A 21,553-nucleotide genomic window follows, 5' to 3' on the forward strand; every position below is an offset into this window, starting at 1 on the left:
TTATCCCCTTGCTTTGTCCAGCCGGATGGGCAGCGGTAGATCACTTCACTAAGGCTCACGGAGGCGACGGGGACTTTGTCACACGGGACCGGGTTGTGAGTTGGTCGGTAGCATTGCTTTGCGATGTTATCAATGACGCATTGCGTGGCGTTGTCACAATCCACGTACTGATTAGACTGACCATGACTGATTTCATAGGCGTTCTCAATGCCAAGGGTGGCGAATCGATACGTATCATCGTTTGGGTCAATGGTGACACTATTATTGTCAAACCCCTCTTGTATCGCTTGAGCGTGTTCGTTGTTGCCAAACTCCGACGTGGATTGGTTTGTGATTTGTGCATCAGTCATCCCGGCTTCATCAGGCTGTCGGATTTTGCTTTCACACCCTGGATTATTGTCGCTGCAGAAGTCTGACAGGTTAAGCGTCATTTCTGAGTCATTGTAAGCCTCGTTCGGGGTGTTTTTCGCCCACTCCACGTTGTCGTAGAATGTGTTTTCTTGAGGGGCGGCAAGGGTATGAAGGGAGAGTAAGAGAGCAGCGCTGAAAGAGAGAAAAACAAAAAGTAGTGAAAAGGGCGAATTCAAGGGGAACTCCTATTGAGCACTTGTTTGGCGATGTGTCCTACATCGCCTTGGCTTAAAATCGTTAATGCGTTAGGAAGGGAGAGGTTGCCGTGAACCATGTCGTAATCACTTTGCGGGCAAGACGCTTCATTGCACGCTTCTCCAATGGCCACAAACACGGGGACGTGGGTGATGTTAAATTGACGAAACCACTGTGGACTGATGGCAAAACCGCTATCAATGGCCATTTCTTCGTCGTCCGCTTCTAACAAACTCAGTATTCGAGAGGCTGTCGGTACCATGCCTTCTGGCAGTACCCCACGTATCACGAGAGGAACCTGATATTGCTGACTTTGTTTGAGTAGCTGTCTAAGCGCGTTATCTGGCATGGAAAGCGACACAAACACCATCACACCTTGCGCCTTTTTGTTTGGATTTTCCTGAGGCACCCCAAGAACACTCGCCAGTGGCGAGTCTTGCAACACGTTATCGAGGTGTTGATTCATCGACAACGCTTCTTGCTTATGTTGCTGACCTCGTTCAAGAAAGGTGGTCAGTTCACTGTGATTGGTTGGCGCTGCAATGGTCTGCTCTTGCTTGGCAAGCGCTTTGAGCTCTTCTTGAGAGTAACCCTTCTCGGCTAGTGAGAGAGGGCTAACCAGCAGAATAAGTAACAGCCATGAGGCTCTTGGGCTAAATGACATCGTCTCATTTCCTTATAAAAATACGCAATTACGTTTTCGCCAGTTCACAAAACCAAAGTTACCGCCGGTGGTTGGGTTGTCTTTACCTTGCTCCCAAAGTGACGAGGTGGTGCCATAGGGATAACAATGAGCGGCATCACCAATCGGTGCCGACAATTGATAGCGATAGCGACTTTTCGGCAAGATAGGCTCTGGCCATTGGTAACAGATTGCGCCATCTTCGCCCCGGGTTTCCCACACAATGCCTTGCCTGTGCATTTTAAAATTAAAACGCTCTAACATCAGTGTGCCAACTTGAGGGCCGGTATGAGAGTAAGCGCTATTACCGGTTAATGGGTAGACGCTGCCTTGTGAGCCTAAACACCAAAAAAGCGCATCAAAAGGCAAAACGCGCCCGGTGGTGGTCGCCATGGCTTCGGTGATGCAAGAGAGCTGCGTGATGGGGTGGCCAAACAAAATGGCTTCGGGGTTAAGAATGAACGACATCTCATCATCATCCCAAAACGGGTCAAGCTCGGTGAGGTAGGCCACATCGAAATTATCCGTGGCCATGCAGGCGGCCGACTGCATCAGTTGTAGCCAGTAAATCACCGGATATTTGTACCAATGCACGTGATAAAAAGCATTGCCGCTGGTTTTGCTGCTTGAGTCGTGCTGCGAGCCTCCTATTTGTTGGCTATTGTCATTACTCAACTGCATCCCCATGTTGACCATGCAATAAGGGACTCGCGTCACGTCCACCAAGGAATACGGCTCCCAATACCCAATGTTTAAGCCAATTTGCATAAAAATGGGCGGGGGTTTAGGACAATAGGAGATCGGCATGCTTGGGTTGGCGGTGTCAGGGTATGTCGAGCTAATGAGAGGCACACTGCCCAGTGTCATAGGAAATAGGCAGTCCCAACAAATATCAGACAATGGATTTAAGAAATGCCCCGTACAAGCGGCGGATTGAGCTTGGGTTTGCCAAGGAAATAGGAACAAACCAAGCAGTAATAACCCATGGGATCTCAAGGTCTTTCTCCTTATTTTGTGTTCGTCGCACTCTTGTTTATGGTGGTGAACGGCGTCACATCGATCTCTGTGATCTTCCACCGCGCTCCGTCTTGTTCAATCAGAGCGGGAATGTGTGAGAGTTGAAATTGACGGCTGTAGTGACCTTGTTGGTCAAAATAAATTCGGGCGTCAAACTCCGTGGCGACGTTTTCTGGACTGCCGTTGGTGAGGGTCCATTTTATCGGCTTATCTGCGCGGTATTGTTTAGCCCAAGCGCGCTGGCTTGGGTCGTCACCATCAAGAAAGACAATCACATACGAGTAATCTAATGATTGTTTGGGAATGTCGACTGGCCAAGTGTCGGTATCAAAAGGGTTGATGACGAGGCCTTTAGCATAAAGGAGGTTACCTTGTGCATCTTTGATATCGGTGGCCAGCTTTAATGATGGGTCGATGTAAAAGGTGTTGGGCGCGGTGGTGGCGGTCAACCCTTTAACGGGAGGGGGTCTTCGCACGTTATTTTCTACGTTCTCCACAAACTGCTGTTGCATCTTTGCGGTTTCTCCCGTGGCTTCTAAGTGTGTCAATCTGCTGTTAATCCATTGCAACATGTCTACCTCTGCAATAGGGAAAAGTTCGCCTTGACGCCCAAATTGTTGACTAAGAGCGGTGGGGGCGATGGCAAGTAAAGTGAGACCGAGCACCTTTGAGAGTGCTGTTGGTTTGATGAATGAATGCCCGTGAACAATCATAAGATCATGACTCCTTTTTAAGCGCCTCAATAACGTAATGTTGGATCTCGGTGGTTCTATCCGGTGCGCCGCTGATGAGCGCGCCTGGCACGATAATCACGAGATGGTGCGCTTGCGCGTATTCTTTCAAGAGCCGCCTGAGTTCCGTATCAAAGGTCGCCAATTGCGCGCTGTGCTCCTGATCGCTGAGGTTGGCTTCAATGAGTTGGTCTTGATATTGCGCTAACGTTTGTTCGATATCGAAGACCACGATTTGAGGGGCGGTGTTGAGCTTGACGGCCATCAGCGTGAACATCATCAACACTATGGCAAACAGGGCACCGACAAGACGTGTGTGACGGATGGATTTCATTTGGCCTCCTTACCATAGATGAGGGTGTTGAAGATCTCAATTTCTGGTCCGTAAAAATGCTCTGCGGTTTGATTGACCGCATCCATGAGTGGGACGCCTTGGTTCATCAAGGTTTCACAGTACTCAAACTCATGCGGCTCTGTCGAAAGGCACGCACGAGTAAAAGGATCGGCAAACAAGCGATGAAAGGTCGTTACATCACCGGTTTTTAGCATGACAGAGCTGTAACCGGCGATGGAGGACTTTTCAAAACTCTTGATGACAAATTGCTCATAGGGTGAAAAGTGTGAAGGATTGTCTTTGATGAATTTCGCCAATCCACTGCCTTGACGCAGAGTGATGTGAATGTCGGAGTTATTGAACGCAGCGAGCGCTTCAGGTGTGCTGTAAAAATCCTCAATCCCTTGCGTCACGGTGCAAAACGAACCCCCAAATTTTCGGGCGGTGCGATAACCGGTATTGATGAATTCTTGTGCCTGTGCATTAGAGCCAGCCATCAGAGACCACGCCTCTTCAATGATGCACATCTTCGGCGTTGAACGGGAGCCTGAAAGGTACATCTGCTGAGTGATGCTCGACATCAGCGCAAAAATCACCGGTCGCATGATGTCCGAGGGAAATCCGTCGAGTTCAATGGTGGTAAAGTGGACATTGGGATCCAGCATGGACGGTTTATTGAAGGTGTCACCGTAGATCCCCTCTGAGCGGTATTTATTCAGTTGCATGGCGATATCAGAAAGGCGGCGATCACCGCCTTGTTTTTCGGCCGCCGCAAACAGCGCTTCTTGCACATGGTCAACCAACGTCTCGCTTTTGTGTGCCTGCCAAGCCGCAATGATGCAATCACCGAGGACCGATTTTTCAAAATCTCCCATTTCGTGTGTGGGGCAGGCCATGGTCGCAAAGAGTCCGGTGATGGTGTGCAGCGTTTCCTTGAGAGGGTTGACCTGTTCGCCTTTTTCATCGGTATAGTCATCCCCCATGGCAATGCGTTCCAGGTGAGTGAATGGATTGAGGTAAATCTTCTCAGCCGTCATGTAGCGGCCGCCAAGCATCAAGGTGAGCTTTTTAAAGCTCTTTCCTTTATCTAACGCCCAGATTTTACCGTTCATGGCAAAGAGGGTTTCGGCGAGCTTTTGCACAAAGAAGGATTTTCCTGCCCCGGAGCCTCCGGTCAGGGCGATGTTGTAGTTATCTGAGCCACAATTAAACGGATTAAACCAAAAGGCTTGTTGGCGCATGGTGGGAAGCATCATGCCGCCACTGAAATTCTTTACGTCCATCACAAGAGGCAAGAGGTTGGCCACATTGCCGGTTTTTACGGTTTGAATGCGTCCAGCACGGTCGCAATCGGCCCAAAACCCATCGGTCATCATGAACGGTAAGGTCGTCATGAGCGCTTGGCTTTGCAGCATCGAGACGGTTTGTAAATCAATCCCGCCAGAGCGAAAGGCGTTAATGGCCGTAGTGCGATGCAGTCGCTCGGATTTTTTGTTGGTAAATAACGTCAGCGTCAGGTGCATGTATGCCATGCTGTTGATGCCATCCGACATTTCATCTCGAATTTGCTCGCGTTCGCTCTGCTCTTTCTTCGCTTGAGGGAAGAAAAATGCCATCGGGGACTTGAGTGTTTTTTCCAGCTCTCCAATGCGTCCGCCATTTTTGGTCGCAAAACTGCCCGATTCTTGATGGCGAAAATTGAGGGTCATGAGGTGTGGACATTGCACATTTTTGGCCACGCTCTTTAAGGACGCAAAACAATCGGGCAAGGCGTAAAGGCGGAAAGTTCGAGGTGTACTGCGTAAACCCAATGAAATGATCCGCGAGGTCACCGTTTGCGTTTGATGTTGGCGGTTACTAAAGCGAACGTCGGTGTAATGTCGGCGAGTTAAAAACTCGGTATCAGGAGAGAGGACTTGTTTGTAGATCAACGCTTCTGGTGCGTAGTCAGATCCGCGAGGGGCGGTTTGTGTGGGGTCAAAATTGAGAATGCCTTCGACGTAGTTGATTAAGCCTTCGGGGGTAAGCGGCGTGAGCTCCAGTCCAATTTGGGATAAAGTCGTGGTGAGCGCCTCTTTGCAATCCAACACACTATCAACATCGTCCGTACTGGAGACAAACAACCACGCGCTGTAATCTTTGATGTCAAAGTAATGCTTCTGACGATGAAAAAAGCCGTGGTGAGCCGCAAAGTTGGCGTAATCGGCTTCTTGTTTTGCTAATTCACTGCAAATACCCGCACGAGCGGATTTCAAGGCGGTATTTTGCTCAATCAAATGACTCACGTGGTTGTGGCCCATCATGGAAAAATGGTAATCCCATTTATGGCCAGGCGGTAAATCCATGATGAGACGGTTAAATGCCTCCACCATGTCGTCATTCGCCCCCGTTAAGACGCTCAATTTGAATCCAAATCCTACGCCCTTTTTGTTATGAAAGAGGCTGTGCTGCGCATCAAAAGTGCGGTAAGGCAGTTCAGAATGAAGGTGGTTATATTCACGTTTGGCTTCTTGATAAAAACCCTTTAAATCTTTTGAGACGCCCATGGCGTTAATCCTTCTTGATAGCCTGAACAGGGCGACCTGTCCAGGTAGACTCGTCTAACACAATGTAAATATCCATTGTGTCGAGGTAAGTGGTGGTGTCATCCGAAGTAAAGGGAAAAATCACCACCTTCCTAACCGTGTCTTGGGTTCGAATAGGATGGCCTTCACGGGTGCGTCTTGGCAGTAAGGCAAAAGGGTGGGAAGCCAGGACGTTAGCCTCGGCGACTTGTTGTGTTGTTGGGTGTGTCGAGATGTTGCGAATGTCATCCATGCTGGCGCAGCCGGGTATACCGCCGATTTTTTGGCAACTAAATTCATCTTGAAAGCCCGCAGAGCAACCTGCTAGTAGGCTAATAAGCAGCGCTGTGAAAAGTTTGATAGTCATAAAAGCCGACCTTAATTTAATTGTTGGTTAACTTCTGCCGCGAGAGGGTTGAGTGTGATGGTTTCTAAAAGGGTGTCTGGTTTTGCTTGCTCTTGCTCTTTTGTCTGATGATCAACATAGCGTTTGATCGCTTCCTCATCATCCAGAGGGAACCCTTTCGTAAAGACGATATTCACGATGCCCCCTGGATTGATTTCGATGAAGGGGTGATATAACTCGGCTAAGGCAATGTAGTAATCCGAAAGCTTACTCCCCACGTCCGAGGTGGCATTGCCCAATAAACTTAATCCCACATCCTTGCTGTTGAGGCTCGACGTTGAGCCAAGCGCTGAGGTTGAGGTGGTGCTGGCCAAGCCCGCCCCGGTCTCACCCAGTCCGGTTAAGATGCCTGAGATCCCCGCCATTTGGACGATTTTGCCGTTACGTAAAATCGAGGTGCCACGGATGCCATTGCGCCCAAAGTTAAAGACGGTGCCTTGAACGGGGATATCTAAAATTCGACCGTCCCGAATGCAGCTGAGGGTATGAGTGCGCGCCACGCCGCGATTGGAAGAAAGGTCACCGTACACGCTCCCAATGATGGTGCAGTCTTTGAGGTGGCTCTTTTCTCCATTGGGCAACACGCCTTCATGCACGGTTTGAAACACGATGGGGGCGGTATCACTTTGGCCGAACGCCCCGGCATTGGCATCGGCGCCACCGGTGATTTTGGCGGTCACAAAGGTGCCCGACGGGACGTAATTGTCGACGGTTCGTTGGTACGCTGACTCTGAGGAGGCTGTCCAAAAAAAATCAAACGAGTCAAACGCTTGCCCTTGGTCATCAAACGAGGCCTTATCGGCTTTGCTGTATTGAAAGCTCTCTTTTTGCAGATCATTAGTGGCGTAAGAGGGCAAAGGTTTGGGAGGAAGTGGGCGCGAGCCAAACGGCGCAGGCTCTCCCATGACGGTGAGGTGACCGGCTTCCTTTGAGGGTAGCGATTGGGTTGATGGCAAGGCGATGGTGCGTTGCGCTTCTTGATGTTGGCGTAATTCCTCGCGTAAGATCTCGTTCTCTTTCTTCATTTGCGAAATCGTATTTTCGTTGCTCGTCATCAAACGATCGACGTCTCGATTGAGGTTTTCCATCTTCTCTTTGACGTCTTCAATGTCTTGACCTTGTAAGGTCAAGGCTGAGCGGTTGTCTTTGTCGGTAAAATCATCAGTAATGATTTCCCCAAAATTGGGGGCTGGCTCAACGACTTCTTTCGCAGTATCTAGCGAGGTTCGAGGTTGTTTAAAGGCTTTAAACGCAAAAAAAACTGCGACTAAGAGCGCAACGGCTAACAGGCTGAGTATTTGGTTACGCTGCTTACTTTGGTCATTGGCGAGCACTCCATCCTCTAAGTCTGACTCTCTAAAAAGCCACTGTTTCAATCGTTTCATTCGCGACCTCCTGTGATGATGTACAGATGTGTAGATTCACCTGGGGGTAAGGTATAACGGTCAAGTGAGGCGCTCCGACTGGCGTAACTGTAAAATTGCGCTTCGGTCAGAGTGACGGTGTCATTGGATTGGTTTTTAACTTGATAAATAAGCCCTGAGAAGGGGCGGCCTACAAAAAGGGTCTGCGGAATAATGGCCAGTGGCGACGTGTCTTTGGGGAGGGTTTCGGGGTCAATCGGATGGACACGAAACCCTGGGATAGGCGTCTTTGAACGCTGCCAATGTATCATTTGTTTGGTGAGTTGCCCCAAGGCCAAAGGGTATTCGAGATCTTTTTCAAAGACACTTTTCTCTGCAGTAGAGCGAAGCGGAATAAACTCATTCACCACCGCAGGGACGGCTTTAGGGTTGATAAAAAGCGAGAAATTTTGACCTTTCTCTGTGGTGACGTGCGCGGTAAAAGGCAAGGCGATGTTGAGTTTGACGGTAATAGAGCCCGATTGGTCTCGTTGATTGGCTTTAGCGAGACAAAACCCTCTAGGGCAATGAAGGTTTAATATCTTGTCGTCTTTCACTACTAAACGGTTGGTGTTGACCGAGGATAAGGGCAACACAATGGTATCATTTTGCTCAAAATAGTAGGTCTTTGCGTCAATCGTATGGGCGTGGCTCATGATGGGTAACAACAAACCAAAAAAAGCATAAATCAAGCGTATTTTCATAACGGTATCTCTTGGGCGATGGTGTGAAGTTCAATCAAGCCACTTGAGTAATCGGCTTGGAGTAGATAAGTCACGGGCTCAGGGTCAAGTGTGCGCCCCGCGATGGTTTTGTTGAGCGTGCCTTTGACCCGTATTTTCATTTCATTCAGGTTGATAGACAGCGTGTCAACTTCAAAAAAACTGGTGACGTCGTTCTCGATGATAAATTCGGCTTCTCGCATCAACTTGTCTTGTAAGCCGCTCCAGTATTTAGGCGGCACGTAGGTAATGAGTAAGTTGAATTGACGTTTAACGTTAGAGGGCGTGACATTAAATTTTAGGTGTATCCACCAATCGGCCATCATAGAAAGATACGCTTCATCAACCGCATCGCTTGAGATCGTAAACGCTCGGTCGATATGAGGTGGCACGAAGGTGCGCTTTTCCGCTTGGTTTTGGCTTAATAAAGCAAAACTCAACCCAGCGGTTCCTAAGGCGGTGATCAACACCACCGCGGTGAGGACGTAATTGATAAAGCGAGCCGCTTTAAGCGCCTCGCCGTTATGTTCATTGAGCATCAGTAAATCCAATATTTTTTTGTGGCGGGGGGCGTGCGTTTAAAAATGGTTTTATTCGCTGTGTCATCCCCATACCAGTGGATGAAGTGAATGATGAATTTGGGGCCGTGTCGGACTTTTAAGCTGCGAATGGTGAGGAAAAATCCGATACACACGGCGACCGCGACCAACCGATTGATGTTGAACAACATCAAAAACAACAAGATAGAAGGGAGTATTTCATCGATTGGAAATCCGACTATTTTGACGTCGGTTTGTAAGTAGTTTGGAAAAGCGAAGAGGGTTTGTTTGTCTTGATGATCCATGGTGAAATAGGGCGAATAGTTTCGCGCTCTCCTTATGTGGTTTATAAGCCTACAAACCCTTTACCAACTTCCCAGAACACCACGCCAACGAAAAAGCCGATGATGCCACCCACCCAGTTCTTTTGCATGATGCCCACGATGATGCCGCCAATTAGGCCTGCCACTAAAATGTAGAACTCGCCAGAAGACCCCGTTCCGACCGTGTTGGTTACGGTATCTTTACCACTGGCAAAGAGGTCATTGGCGTAAGCGGGTGACGCACAAGCAAAGTAGACGGCCATAAGCGTGCAGACGTAACGCCAATACGTAAGAGGGCAGTGAAAGCGTGATGTTTTATTTTTCATTTGGTTACCTTTAAATGTAGATAAAAGAGGCACGACATCGCACCGCCATTATCAAAAGGGGTGTCGTGCATCTGGTGGGTTGAAAAATGGACGTTGTTCGTTCGTCAGACTTTTGGGCAGGCTTTAAACCGCATGAGTTAAGATGTTGCCGTTGAGTCCCATGCGCTTCTTGATTACATTAAAGGCAACAAGGAAGCGTTTACATACTTCAAACCGCGATTGCGACTGACGTGTTGTTTCCAATTTTGAGGGGTCATTATCGTGTTCTTGAGTTTACGATAATGTTTTTTGCGAGCATTTTTTGATGGTGGTGGCGTGAGTTGACGGACTGATTGGGTGTGTTTTTGAACCGAAACGAAATGAACACCCTTCCAATAGAAAGGAAAGGGGAGGCGGTCAGTAAAAGGCAACAAAGCAGCAAATGCCATGTATTCACGCCCGACTGAGCCCAGTTCTTTGAAGCTGACAAAATCCCCTTGTTTAACAAAGCGGTCCAATAAATTCCCCGCCTCATCTTCACGACAATATCCGTATACAATTTGCATTATTCAAACTCCTTTTAAGGACATTGTTTTGCTCTTTTAAAAGAACAAAACAATGGGCTCTCTCTCAAGAGCCGTGCTACAAACTGGCTTGTGCATTCTTGTAGTAGAATGCGCACACCCAAAGGATGTGGTGTCTGGTATTCCCAAGTAACTCTGTTGAACCACTCAACCAGCGTGCTTAATTGAGTAGAAAAACAGCCTTGGACGTCGCCCCAGGTAAGGCTCCTGAACTTTTTAGGCATATTACGCAGGCCTGCGCCCATCTGCGGCGCTTTTTGCAATAGTGAAGGCAGCCACTCTTACGGTGATGCGGGTGTTGGTATGCAGATGGAATAAAAAGCCGACGAATGTGTTTTTCGACTTTGATCTCAAAGACTGCGATATCAACGTAGTCAGTATGAATCAACATCAATGGGGATGACAATGTTTGAAAGCATCAGCAACGCACAAGGGACTTGGTTTTCGACCTATCGTGAAAGAACGGGCCAAAAGGGTTTTCTGACGTACATGTTCTGATGTGTAAGGCGGGAACGGTTCGTTATCCCACAAGGGGAACTTGGTGGACCACTTTAAGTAAGTGATGCCACAAATGAGCAAAGAGTGTGGTTATCTTCTTTACTCCCGACGTGTTCGTTTTATGGACTCAGTTAGGCTAAACCACGAGTATTAGCAAGAGCATCTTTTCGTTGTTGACTAAGGTAAGCTCCGTGATGTTTTTAGCTGAGCGCCTCACTAACCCGCTCGTGAGTATAACCATAATCTAAAGCCCAGCGATGGAGATCTTCAATCGACATAGGTTTAGCGTAATAGTAACCTTGATGTTGAAAGACGCCTCTTAATAAAAGCCCGTTAGCTTCAAGCTTATTTTCAACCCCTTCCGCTACTAGATTCATTTCTAACTGCTTAGCCATTTTAATATACCCATCTAGAACAGCGGATTTTCCTTCATCAATGGAGCGTGTAAACATTTTGTCTATTTTGATAGTGTCAATATCGAAATAATGCAAATAGGAGTTTCCGCCATAACCGGTACCTGCATCATCAAGGCTTATTTTAAGTCCTAATGTTTTGAGTAAGGCGAGGCGCTGACTGGCAAACGCCAAATTTTCAATCGGTTGGCGTTCTGTCAATTCAAGCGTCAGTTTTGAGTAGTCATGCTGAAACCGCTTTAAATAGTGGTAAAAATCGTCATTTTGTAGGTGCAGAGGAGTGATGTTGACACTGCAATAAAACTCAGCGTTTTGACTCATCAAAGACGATAAGTCGCGGTAAATGGTTGTAATGAGATTTTCTGTTGTTGGAATGATATCCCCACTTTGCTCTAGATAATGGATGAACTTGCTTGGTTCTATGACGCGGCCATCAGAGGGAAGCCATCGGAGTAAAGCTTCGACACCGAGCATTTTACCTGTTTGTGCGTCTACAATGGGTTGATAATAGGGGAAAAACTGGGCGTCTCGAACCGCTTTTTGAAGAGCAATTTCTTTTTTTGCATGCCAATAGGAAACACATAACCAAAGAATGGTGAGTGAAATCATAAAGAGTAAAGTGGTGACCGGCCACAAGTTTTGCTTAAACTTCGAAAGCACTCGTGAGGCAGAGACGGAGGATTCAAAGGTAAGAGGAAGATAGTTTGAAGCAACTGAGTTCGAGTACAGGCGATCAGCATTGGGCAAACTGCCTATTTCAAGGATAGTGTAATTTTCTTTTGGTAAAGATAAACGAATAGAGCGTTGATGGTCTAAATCATTTTCAAGAAAAAGGTATTCCGTGCGTAATGGAAAGAGGAAGCCATATTGTCCATTCGAACCGTATAAATAGGGGGGATGTTTTGGGGTTGTGGAGAGAGAATAAATCGCTAAACGCCACATTTCCCCTTTTAATTGTGTACTGAGTAAGTTCTTAAAATTACGTTGTTCAAATTGCTCAACGCCGAAAGGAGAGCAATAGGTATAAGGTTTCTGCTTATCAAGATTAACGATGGGTATCGACATAAGTAGATGCGACACATAAAGCTTCTCTAACTGCTCTATTGTGTCAGTGGAGCATTCACCGCTAGCGACGCTGGCTTCAGAAAGAGTGGGTTTTTCAAGCCCATATTTAATCGCAACAGAAACGATTTGATCGAGGTAGTCGACGTCATGCTTAATTTCATTATGAACTTGATAAAGACTGGTTGCTAATGAAGCCAATAAGCTAAACAACAGGGCCAATAACATAACACCAGTCTTATAGACCCATTGAGGGTGGGGACTGAATAAGCGGTCTAACCAAGGGTGTCTGGAGCGCATACTTAACTCTTTATAATTATAAATCCAACGAATTGTGTTGAGCTGTGAAATGTTATTATGCGGTTTAATTAACGTTAATTTCTATAAAACCTTTTAATCTGAAAGGGTAAAATCATAAAAGTGGAAAGCCGATCACTCTTTGTTAGGAAGTTTCAATTTTTAGGTTCTAAATCAAGCCTTAAAGAAAACACTGACCGTAATCTTGGGCCGCATTAAACATATGGCTTAAATGTAAGGCTTTCTTTGTTAAAGGGTCATATTTATGACAAGCAAAACAGCCCCTATCTTCTTTAGGATGCACTAAAGCAAACCATTGAGGGTTTTGGACATAGGTCTCTATTGTACTGTTTGATAATAACTTCGAACCCCCTATTTCATTTTTCCAAGAGGGAGGCACCTCTCCTTTATTTAAATCACTCTCGTTTGAGACTGTCCAAGATGTGCCCACAAGGAAGTAGTTAGACCAAACAGATTTACGTGATTGGTAATAATCTGACATTGCCTCGTTAAGCGCTTTTATATCTTTAGCTACTTCAGTTTTCGTTAAAACACCAACCCCATAGGGTGTTTCTCTACAGACTTGAGTAGGTTTACCAGGGAAGTAAGTATTCACTTTCTGAAAGGACATTGGGTTGAAAAATGTCCATTTACCTGATTTTTCAAAATTTGATAGGTTAGGAACATCAGCACAATCAGGAGCGTTTTCCTTGTGTTCAAATGTGGTCCAAATGAATTCAGGATGATTCCTTGTTTTTCGCACTACATGAATCCCGACCAAGCCCATTAGAACATTACTCCTTACTGCCCCGTCGATCTCAACATCTCTATGAATAGTGAAAAATTTTTCAGGGTTGTCGTTATTAGATATTAATTTCCATGAGGTTTTTACTTCAGTGGAGCCTGGGGATATTTCAAACGGTGTTTTCCCACTGTCAATATCGGCGACACATTGGCTATTGTTTAATCCGTGTTTGACGATGTCATTGTAGAATTTTTTATTGACACTTTGTTGATAGAAGACCGGATTGCCTTCTTGATCGTTCAATGGGAAATTAGAGCCGGCTTGAAGGATCTCACTTTGTACTAATCCTTGATCACCTTTATTGTCCCAACTATCGGGTATCTCTTTAAATATTCTGTCTTTCGGCATCATATTCAAGAATAAACCCGGTGTCTTGTCACTGGTATAATAAGCAAAAGATTGCCATGCAAACTGCATAAAACTGCAATTAATATCGGATTTACTCGTTTCTGTAGGCTCTTGAGGTAAGGAAGGGTAATCAATCCAAGAGGAGTTGCCAGTACAGTCAGGGGCTTCTAACTCTAACGATTTGTTATCTCTAATCTTATTTTCGTAAGAGTCATTCGATTGAAAAGCTTCCCCTATAATTTCTGTAGAATAACAATGTATTGGTGAGAGGAAAAATGAGGAAACTATTATTTTCTTTAAACAATTCATGATAATTATTATCATTCGTATTTGTATGGGTGGCTAAAATTACAATAGTTACAAATAAAACGAATCTAAATTAGTTAATAATTTAGTGTGACTCTGGAACTGCGTGTGTGCTCTGGAGTTGTTTTTGTCTCGATTCTGTCTACGTTCATGGGTGAGGCAAGCTGATTGTAAGAACCGCGCTCTATACAATATGCAACGTTATTAAACGTTTGACACCGATCTTCCACATCGTTAATCTGTAACGGCACTGGCAAAATCCAGTGTCGGGATTAGTCCCCCGCAATATACACCCAAGGCGCATAGACGCTAGCTTTTGCTGGTTTTTTATGTGCAGCTTCAGCACACCTGAACATAGTCGCTTTACTTATAAAACGTACTATCAGCATTATGGTGGGCTGGGCGAGGCAGCTTCGGCTGGCCGTAACCTTGGGAGCGGTAGGACTAACCTTGTTCAGCTCACCACCCGAAGATTAGTCCCTTTGTGTGGTGATTTAAAGATCATCCCCAAGGAGGCAACCATGCCAAATTTAACAATCTTTTCTAAAGACATTCGCACACTCGATAATTTGTATTCGCTAAACGATCTGCATAAAGCGAGTGGTGGACACAATCGACATCGTCCAAGTATTTTTATCAAGAATCAGCAAACTCAAGAACTGGTTAATGAAATTGAGCAAAGCAGTAATTCCTGCTTTGCTATAAATACCAAACGTGACGGTAGTGATGCGGGGACTTGGGTATGCAAAGAATTGGTCTACTCATACGCAATGTGGATTAGCCCAAAGTTCCACCTAAATGCCATTCGTGCGTTCGACAGTATGCCCACAGCTCTAGCACTTCCTACTCCAACTGTTCCGCAAGACCTATCCTTAAACGACTTAATCTTTGAATTGGCGAAGGCGAAAAACGTAACAAGCCAAAATGTTCATGTGCACTACAATGCCGTATTCAATACCAATACTTGGTCACAAGAGCATGGTTTTGAACACGCATTGGCAAAAAGAGTACTTAAACAAGACTTAGAAAATGAATTGCGTAGTCAAATCCCAGAACTGCAGTTACTCAAGCAGCAAGCGAGAGAACACGGGCTAGCATTAGTGGATGAAAGTGAATACCAAAGCTTCCAAGGCCGAATGCAAATGCAGCAAAAGCAACTCGAGAAGTTGGTAGATGATGTAATGGCGTTAAGCCGAAATCATAATTCGTTGATGAACAGGGTTATGTAAAAGTGGCGGCAAAAATGGCGGCAAAAATGGCGGCATTCATTGTAAAACAGCGTTATTTATGGAGATAAAACGTCAATTACCACTGTTTTTATATACATTTTATTTTAATTAACCTATTGATTTGTAATGCATTGCATTCGTTTTTTCCAAGTTCTATCAAGGTCTTTTGCATAAAGCAGAATGGCTCGCTGGTAACTTTTGATTTTCTTACTCTCAGTGGTTGATAACAATAACTTAATTAGTAACGCCGTTGCTTCTTTGTGTCGTTCTAAGTTGTACAAACACATGGCATAGAACGGCTGTACTTCCAGTGAATCAGGGTATTCAGCCATGGTTCGCTCAAAATACTCTAACGCTTCAGTGTATTTACCCAAACTGCGATAAGTACTCGCCAACCCAAACAGAGCATCAAAACGTTCAGTTATGGAAAGATCCCCTTCCAATGCAAGATGATAATGTATAAGCGCTTGCTTCTCTTTGCCTTCATTATCATAAGACCAAGCCATGTATAAATTTGCTTTGGCTGCATATTGACTGTCATCCAATAGCGTACGCAGCAAAAGCCGAGACGCATGATAATTTCCGGCCTCTCTAAGATTTATGGCTTCGTGGATAATGGTTTCCATGTGCATCTCCTCTATAATTGACTAATAGAATGAAATTTATTTACACTCTGTGCTAACTCTCAAATCGTCCAACGATAAATTATCAATGATAAAATCTTAAACTAGATGAATAAATAGTAATAAAGGAATCCAATGTTTATAAGATTTATTGCCAGTATGGAGGAGGAAAAGCGACTCCAGCATACTCATGGTATCATTACCCAAGCACAAATGATGCTTGTCGACGGATTGATCCTTTACGAGTACCATCAGGTGCATATTAAAGAAATCTTCACTCAACTTAATGAATCACTACCATGTCCACCGTTCCACTCAAAGTCATGGCCAGACAATGCTATCTCTTGGTTTTTAGACTCAAGCGTCAAACATATATCACTCATGTATGAGCTAAAATATATATTAGAAGAATATGATACAAAGGTGGCGACATTACATCATTCAGACGTCGGCACCATTTTATACAGAGATGACTTTCAAGTGGTGGCTAAGTCTAGCCTCTTATGAAAAACAAAATAATATATTAATAATAAAATGAAGCTTCTAAAAATATATACCCTCGCAAGTTAAAATGAGAACTGCAACCCAAGCTCATAGCTCACTTCCGCCTCATCACGCTCTGCATATTCTAAATTTGCAACTAAGCCAAACACTGAGCCGAATTGAAAGACGTTATTCCACTTAAACTCATCTCTTGCTAGATCTAAGAAATCATGCTGATAGGAAACTCCCATCAACCAATGATTAGCTATTTGTTTTCTAACCATCGCTTGACAGTATGTTCCACGCTCGGAATATGGTGAACTGTAATCACTATCAGCACGATAGTTTACTGCTCCACAGGATAAAGAGCTTGCCATTGCCCCTCCCAAACGCCCAATGAGTCCTCCGCCAGCTTGCCAACTATCTACCTCCGAACTAAATCGAGTGAGAAAGTCTGCTCTTCCTTCAACGAATACGTAGTCAAAAACTTGAGCACTGACATCTAAGTATAACCCTCCCATCGTCTTATTCTCTGTATTGTCATACTTATCGTTAAGGTAAGGTTTTAACGCTCCCGACTTAAAACTAGCTCCTTTATAACCAAATCCTATATGAGAAAAATTATCAACAATCTCACTTGATGCAAAGCTTGAACACGAAACTAACAACATCAGAGGAACAACTTTAGTTATCATAATACGATATCCTGTGGCACTTTTTTGAAATGAAAATTTATTCTGTACATTGCATATTGACAGCAACATACGGAAATAAACTGTAACAAATCAATATGTAACATCCGATAAATTTAAACGCAAACTATGCGTTGCGTTCACATTTCCATCGTTGTCTTAAAGCATGTTTAAATTCCAGTGCCAATCCTATCTAGGCTGTCATACCAATTCAAAACATGGCTAGTCAGCATTTCCCCTGTGAAAGCGTTACTCGTAGACAGCAGCCACTTCAACGTCCCATAGACGATATAGTCTGAATACATGGGCGCATCGCCCGATAAGTATCGTGTCTTAGCTAAATAAGATTCCAGTACTCTCATTTTTTTGAGTAAGTCGGCCTTTGCTAACTCTTGGTTGTTGCTTTGTACATTTTCTAAGCTGTCCTGAAAGTGTTTCTCTCTAGAGGAACGAAAGTAATCTTTATCGCGATCTTTAAGCTTGCAGTAAATGTCGAAGATGGCAATTTTGGCGATGTCCGAATGTAATGATGCTGTCCACTCATGGAAAAAAAGTGCCATTAAACGCCCTTTTTCACCGCCAAATAATGAAGGTGATTCAGGGTAGTGGGCCTCAAGATAATCAGCGATGTTAAACGAATCAGAGAGCACCGTTTCACCATCTTTGATGGCGGGGAGTGTAGAAAACTGCGCCTTAAACTGAGCCTGAATGTCGACAAAAGAAAGCTCAGTGGTATCAAACGCTATATTTTTGTGTATCAAGCACATTTTCGTACGCCAACAATAAGGACTGAATTTTAAGCCATCGTCCCCACACAGTTCGTAAAAAGTGATCATAGGTGTCTTACTCCGAGAGTTGCTAAATAGGTGTATTGGTTGTGCTGGGCACAGTATGTTCAATCTTGGTCGCGGTTCTCAGTCGAGATTAAGTGGGTTCTTTAACTGCTAGAATACCTGCGGCTCCCAGCAGTAAAGCACCACTTCCTCTGGTCACAGCGGTAAGAGATAGTCGGCTCGCATCAACAATCCGTCTGGCCGAAAACGCATAAAACATCACTAAACTGAAATCAAGCAACGCCATGGTTGGGCACATCACTAAGAGTTGAGGGAATACGGGTAAGTCGGGGTTGATGAATTGCGGGAAAAAAGCCGAGAAGAATAGGATGGCTTTGGGATTGCCAGCCGCGACTAAAAAGCCAGAGTAAAACAACTTTTTGTTTGAGGCCTGTAAATCTGAGTTGTTGAGGTTTAAGTGCTCAACTTGTGCTGGTTTAGCGAGGAGTATTTTTAGCCCCATGTAAACCAAGGTGATCACACCAAAGACTTTGATGACAGTAAATGCCACTACCGAATTGGCAAGGATGACACCTAAACCCAAGGCGACTAACACCATTTGAATAAAGTTAGCTGAGATGTCCCCAAGGGCGGTATATAGCACGCGTTTGTGCCCATATCTGAGAGCATGTGCAATACCTAAAAATATGCTAGGCCCTGGTGTCGCGGTAAGAATGAGCGATGCCGCGACAAAGCCGAGCCAAAGGTGAAAGTCCATTTTTATCCTTAATTATCCGTTAAACACTGCAAATCATATCGCTACAGATACACTACCATACCAGCGATTACTCCAACCACATATTGACCAGAGACATTACGCCCATATTGTTCGTTTCTGTGCCATACAAGTTGTCCGCTCGAGTCACGGTGAAATGATTGCGCCATAGAGGGCAATAATAATAGTTCTGGATAAGCCAATCCTCCGCTCGATACAGTTTGTGCAAAAACTCTTGACTGTTGTTACTTTCCTGCATAAACATATCAATAAATGTCAATAGGCTTTGTTTTCCACGTTCAGGCAAGCAGAGACTAAACACATTACTGCAAAGGAGCCATTCGTAATATTGAAATGTCAGGTCGTCACCAAAAACGTAACAGTCATAGGAGATATCAATAGCAATGTCTTGAGACTGTCCTTGAATACATACCTGCCAAACAACCCCTTTTTGAGATAACTCATCGAGCAAAGGCTGTAACTCGCTCATATGACTGTCTATCACTTCAATTACCACCGGACGAGTCGGCAGTTTCATGTCGTGCTTGAACAAGTGAAATCCCTTATCTTGATGGCAATCCATCACGCTATTCGCCGCTCTTTTTTGGCTACCAAGCGTAAAACGTCGACTATGATGAACAATCCAGGCTCTTTCTTGAGCGGATAATGCACCGACATGATGATGAAACTGTAAAACAGTACATCCGCTGCGATCGATTTTTTGTGGCTGAGTAGGTTGGGATTCGCAATAGAGCAGTTCTGCCACGTGCATAGGCGCTTGAGGTTGGGCATCACTACACCAAAATTCTACTCGTTCAATATGGCCACCAAAACCAAAATAGTGGTTATTGCGAACTAAACTCCAATATTGTTTTTCCAAACTTTCGACTCGATATACCCCACACCCAATTGGTTTTGAAGCCTGATAATCAAAAATTGCACTGTGTGAGTCAGCTAACAAATGCAGGAAAACTGGGTCAGATTGACGCATAGAGAAAATGACCCACTGCTTATCTATGTCAATACCCTCTACATGACGAAATAGAATTTGATATGGATGTGGCGTACTAAGGCGCATTTCTATATTTTTTTTTACAAGTTCCGGTGTCAGCGCTTCTCTATTGTGCATCATTATGTCATTACGGATGCGGAGACGGATTTGCTTGTCACTGTAATGAAACTGGTGAGCGATATGAGGCACGATGTCATTCTGAATAGGGTTATATCGAACTAAGGTATCGAAGACGCTTTCGACCAATAAAATAGAACGAGCGGACTGTGCCAAATGAGGGTGCCATTCAGGCAGCATATAAGGGACTAAATACATCAAAGTATTCTGTTTTTTTAATTCCTGCTGTGCGTCCCCTAACCAGAGAGGTAAGTGAGCTTGAAATAGACGAACTTCGCCAAATTGAGTAGCTAGTCGAAATGCCTGATCTATTCTGCCAGAGCGAGCCATGCGCTCTAACTGAGTCAGCAGTGAGGTCTCAAAACTTTTTAATAGCGTCAATTTTGAGCGATGACCACGGCCCTGACCCGAAGCCCAATGGATAAGCCCAAAGCTTTCAAAAGAAGCCATTAGCTTACTCACGTACCTTTCTGAACAGGCCAGAATTTCAGCAAGTGAGACAATATCAACATCATAAGCTTCATTGCGAGAAAAATGTTTCTCGAGTTGCTTTAAACGCTGCAGATGACTCGTAGATAACAACTGAGAAGCTACCATGTCAACCTCAAAATTATGTTCATTAGATACAACGAATACCTCTGAATATGGCAACTTAACTTAAAGTTGTCTTCTTATAATTCCACGGGAGGTGATTAATAAAGGTGGATAACCTGACCGACTAGGAATCCCACTAAGAAAACTATCCCAGAAAAGCTCGGACGGCTTTGGTTTTGTCTCACCGCTATCTTTTGTTCTGGTTCCAGTAAGTAGTGTTTCGCGTTTAAAGTATAGAATGTGTAGTCTAATGGATTCATTGTTTTACTCGCAGATAATGACTCATGTGTTCATTATCTGCGAACAAACCTGAAATAATAACGCTCTCTTTACTATAAACAGTTCACCTTTTAATTAATGAAGTACAGTTCCATTTTTGCTAACTGCTACCAAACAAAATAATTCAACAAGCATATAAAGGCAAGTTAAGCAGAGAAAGCGTTTAAGACAAGTTTCTAACGCAGGTGTTAGGCGCTTTCTTGTTGTTTCTCAGTCCGTTTCTTCTGATTTTTTTAACGCTTCGAGTATTTCTTTCATACGCTCTGGGCGCGTTTGGATCCGGAACGGTCCGGTTTGTAGAGCGGGGGAAGTCTTGCTGCCATATTGTCGCCCTCCATCGATGCCAATTCAGCGATGATCTGGTGATATTCTTGAAGTTTAGACCCAATGTAGCCTCTAATATTAGTGTTATTATAACGCAAGTTTTCGTAGCTCTGAGGCCACACATTCTTATGGATCGCGTTGCTGGTTTGGTCGTCAACTTGAATTGCTGTGTCTATCCGTTTTAACAGACAAAAGAGACTGTTGAGATCTTGATAAAACGTGGCGGCGTACGTGTAAAAGCCTTCGTTGCTATGCTTGATTATAGCCGAGCGGCCTTCGTTCACTTTAGTGAGCGAGATCGTCAAGAAAACAGGATAGAAGGCCTTGAAGAAGCGTTTGAATACTTCGGGGGCGTCCCAAAAGAAGTGTTGTTCTATAATGCGAAAGCCATCATGATAGAGCGTGATGCATACGGTGAAGGTGAACACCGCGCTGCTCGCCATAGCCAAGAAATACAACTTTAAACGGGGTTTGAGCACCACTGGAAAAATAAAATTAAGAGAGTTACGTATTTGTATTTAATATCAAAAAACGCCTATCAGGAGAGAGGTTAGTTGCTTTCTATCGATTAAATAGGCTTCTTTTTTTTACGCTTCCTAATAGCAAGTACCAAGACAGTTAGAGCTCCATCTTCAACCTTATATACGAGTCATCCCCCGAACTTCTTACCCTGTTCCGTATGCCGCGTAAAATGTCAACTTAGATAA

Annotated in this window: 21 protein-coding genes and 2 pseudogenes; 3 read left to right on the forward strand and 20 right to left on the reverse strand. The window is 44.6% G+C overall.

The annotated features are described in order from the left end of the window. The 15 genes and pseudogenes from AB4513_RS21350 to AB4513_RS21420 form a co-directional block, all read right to left on the reverse strand. A pseudogene (locus tag AB4513_RS21350) lies at positions 1–587 on the reverse strand (type-F conjugative transfer system mating-pair stabilization protein TraN); the annotation flags it as partial. Further along, a complete protein-coding gene (gene trbC / locus AB4513_RS21355) occupies positions 584–1,270 on the reverse strand; it encodes a type-F conjugative transfer system pilin assembly protein TrbC (RefSeq protein WP_017082646.1) in 687 nt (228 codons plus the stop codon). The pseudogene AB4513_RS21350 and the gene trbC, both read right to left, overlap by 4 nt. Positions 1,271–1,282: 12 nt before the next feature. Then, positions 1,283–2,299, reverse strand: coding sequence for a conjugal transfer pilus assembly protein TraU (gene traU, locus AB4513_RS21360; protein WP_029222902.1), 1,017 nt, complete (start codon positions 2,297–2,299; stop codon positions 1,283–1,285). Next, positions 2,296–3,018 (reverse strand): type-F conjugative transfer system protein TraW, encoded by a 723-nt coding sequence (gene traW / locus AB4513_RS21365; RefSeq protein WP_102258057.1) that lies wholly within the window; start codon positions 3,016–3,018, stop codon positions 2,296–2,298. The genes traU and traW overlap by 4 nt, the downstream gene beginning before the upstream one ends. 4 nt (positions 3,019–3,022) lie before the next feature. Beyond that, positions 3,023–3,370 (reverse strand): TrbI F-type domain-containing protein, encoded by a 348-nt coding sequence (locus tag AB4513_RS21370; RefSeq protein ID WP_016800271.1) that lies wholly within the window; start codon positions 3,368–3,370, stop codon positions 3,023–3,025. Beyond that, complete coding sequence (gene traC / locus AB4513_RS21375) at positions 3,367–5,916, reverse strand: type IV secretion system protein TraC (RefSeq protein ID WP_102258056.1); 2,550 nt, start codon at positions 5,914–5,916, stop codon at positions 3,367–3,369. The genes AB4513_RS21370 and traC overlap by 4 nt, the downstream gene beginning before the upstream one ends. A gap of 4 nt (positions 5,917–5,920) precedes the next feature. Further along, on the reverse strand, positions 5,921–6,301 hold the full coding sequence (gene traV / locus AB4513_RS21380; protein WP_016800273.1) for a type IV conjugative transfer system lipoprotein TraV: 381 nt from the start codon (positions 6,299–6,301) through the stop codon (positions 5,921–5,923). An 11-nt stretch (positions 6,302–6,312) separates the two neighbouring features. Then, positions 6,313–7,725, reverse strand: a complete 1,413-nt coding sequence (locus tag AB4513_RS21385) for a TraB/VirB10 family protein (RefSeq protein WP_102258055.1) — start codon at positions 7,723–7,725, stop codon at positions 6,313–6,315. Continuing rightward, entirely contained in the window at positions 7,722–8,447 is a 726-nt protein-coding gene (traK, locus tag AB4513_RS21390) for a type-F conjugative transfer system secretin TraK (protein ID WP_016800276.1), read from the reverse strand. Before traK ends, AB4513_RS21385 begins: the two co-directional genes overlap by 4 nt. Further along, a complete protein-coding gene (gene traE, locus AB4513_RS21395) occupies positions 8,444–9,004 on the reverse strand; it encodes a type IV conjugative transfer system protein TraE (RefSeq protein ID WP_016800277.1) in 561 nt (186 codons plus the stop codon). The genes traK and traE overlap by 4 nt, the downstream gene beginning before the upstream one ends. Beyond that, positions 9,004–9,309, reverse strand: coding sequence for a type IV conjugative transfer system protein TraL (traL, locus tag AB4513_RS21400; RefSeq protein ID WP_016800278.1), 306 nt, complete (start codon positions 9,307–9,309; stop codon positions 9,004–9,006). Before traL ends, traE begins: the two co-directional genes overlap by 1 nt. Positions 9,310–9,350: 41 nt before the next feature. Continuing rightward, positions 9,351–9,653 carry a type IV conjugative transfer system pilin TraA gene (locus AB4513_RS21405; protein WP_102258054.1) on the reverse strand — a complete coding sequence of 101 codons (303 nt, stop codon included), beginning with the start codon at positions 9,651–9,653 and terminating at the stop codon, positions 9,351–9,353. 173 nt (positions 9,654–9,826) lie between these two features. Further along, positions 9,827–10,198, reverse strand: a complete 372-nt coding sequence (locus AB4513_RS21410; protein WP_102258053.1) for a hypothetical protein — start codon at positions 10,196–10,198, stop codon at positions 9,827–9,829. Between the two features lie 716 nt (positions 10,199–10,914). Further along, positions 10,915–12,489, reverse strand: a complete 1,575-nt coding sequence (locus tag AB4513_RS21415) for an EAL domain-containing protein (protein ID WP_017061839.1) — start codon at positions 12,487–12,489, stop codon at positions 10,915–10,917. 178 nt (positions 12,490–12,667) lie between these two features. Then, positions 12,668–13,948: a hypothetical protein gene (locus tag AB4513_RS21420; RefSeq protein WP_102258052.1), complete on the reverse strand. Its 1,281-nt coding sequence runs from the start codon at positions 13,946–13,948 to the stop codon at positions 12,668–12,670. Positions 13,949–14,466: 518 nt separating this feature from the next. Between AB4513_RS21420 and AB4513_RS21425 the strand changes: the two genes are divergently transcribed. After that, positions 14,467–15,174, forward strand: a complete 708-nt coding sequence (locus tag AB4513_RS21425; RefSeq protein ID WP_102258051.1) for a KilA-N domain-containing protein — start codon at positions 14,467–14,469, stop codon at positions 15,172–15,174. Positions 15,175–15,287: 113 nt separating this feature from the next. Here AB4513_RS21425 and AB4513_RS21430 read toward each other — a convergent pair whose 3' ends face one another. Beyond that, entirely contained in the window at positions 15,288–15,800 is a 513-nt protein-coding gene (locus tag AB4513_RS21430) for a tetratricopeptide repeat protein (RefSeq protein WP_102258050.1), read from the reverse strand. A gap of 132 nt (positions 15,801–15,932) precedes the next feature. Here AB4513_RS21430 and AB4513_RS21435 point away from each other — a divergent pair, with 132 nt between their 5' ends. Further along, positions 15,933–16,304, forward strand: coding sequence for a hypothetical protein (locus tag AB4513_RS21435; RefSeq protein WP_102258049.1), 372 nt, complete (start codon positions 15,933–15,935; stop codon positions 16,302–16,304). A 59-nt stretch (positions 16,305–16,363) separates the two neighbouring features. Here AB4513_RS21435 and AB4513_RS21440 read toward each other — a convergent pair whose 3' ends face one another. The 4 genes from AB4513_RS21440 to AB4513_RS21455 form a co-directional block, all read right to left on the reverse strand. Further along, positions 16,364–16,975 carry a hypothetical protein gene (locus AB4513_RS21440; RefSeq protein WP_017082572.1) on the reverse strand — a complete coding sequence of 204 codons (612 nt, stop codon included), beginning with the start codon at positions 16,973–16,975 and terminating at the stop codon, positions 16,364–16,366. A 167-nt stretch (positions 16,976–17,142) separates the two neighbouring features. Continuing rightward, positions 17,143–17,808 carry a glutathione S-transferase N-terminal domain-containing protein gene (locus AB4513_RS21445; protein WP_102258048.1) on the reverse strand — a complete coding sequence of 222 codons (666 nt, stop codon included), beginning with the start codon at positions 17,806–17,808 and terminating at the stop codon, positions 17,143–17,145. Positions 17,809–17,896: 88 nt separating this feature from the next. After that, positions 17,897–18,523: a LysE family translocator gene (locus tag AB4513_RS21450; protein WP_017082570.1), complete on the reverse strand. Its 627-nt coding sequence runs from the start codon at positions 18,521–18,523 to the stop codon at positions 17,897–17,899. A 67-nt stretch (positions 18,524–18,590) separates the two neighbouring features. Next, positions 18,591–20,246: an SgrR family transcriptional regulator gene (locus AB4513_RS21455; RefSeq protein ID WP_017082569.1), complete on the reverse strand. Its 1,656-nt coding sequence runs from the start codon at positions 20,244–20,246 to the stop codon at positions 18,591–18,593. A gap of 812 nt (positions 20,247–21,058) precedes the next feature. On the opposite strand from AB4513_RS21455, the pseudogene AB4513_RS21460 reads away from it, so the two are divergent. After that, positions 21,059–21,311: pseudogene (locus AB4513_RS21460) on the forward strand (IS21 family transposase); the annotation flags it as partial. Between the last annotated feature and the right edge of the window lie 242 nt (positions 21,312–21,553).

Origin of the sequence: Vibrio sp. 10N.222.54.E6 (assembly GCF_041473955.1) — a bacterium.
GTDB lineage: Bacteria > Pseudomonadota > Gammaproteobacteria > Enterobacterales > Vibrionaceae > Vibrio > Vibrio tasmaniensis_A.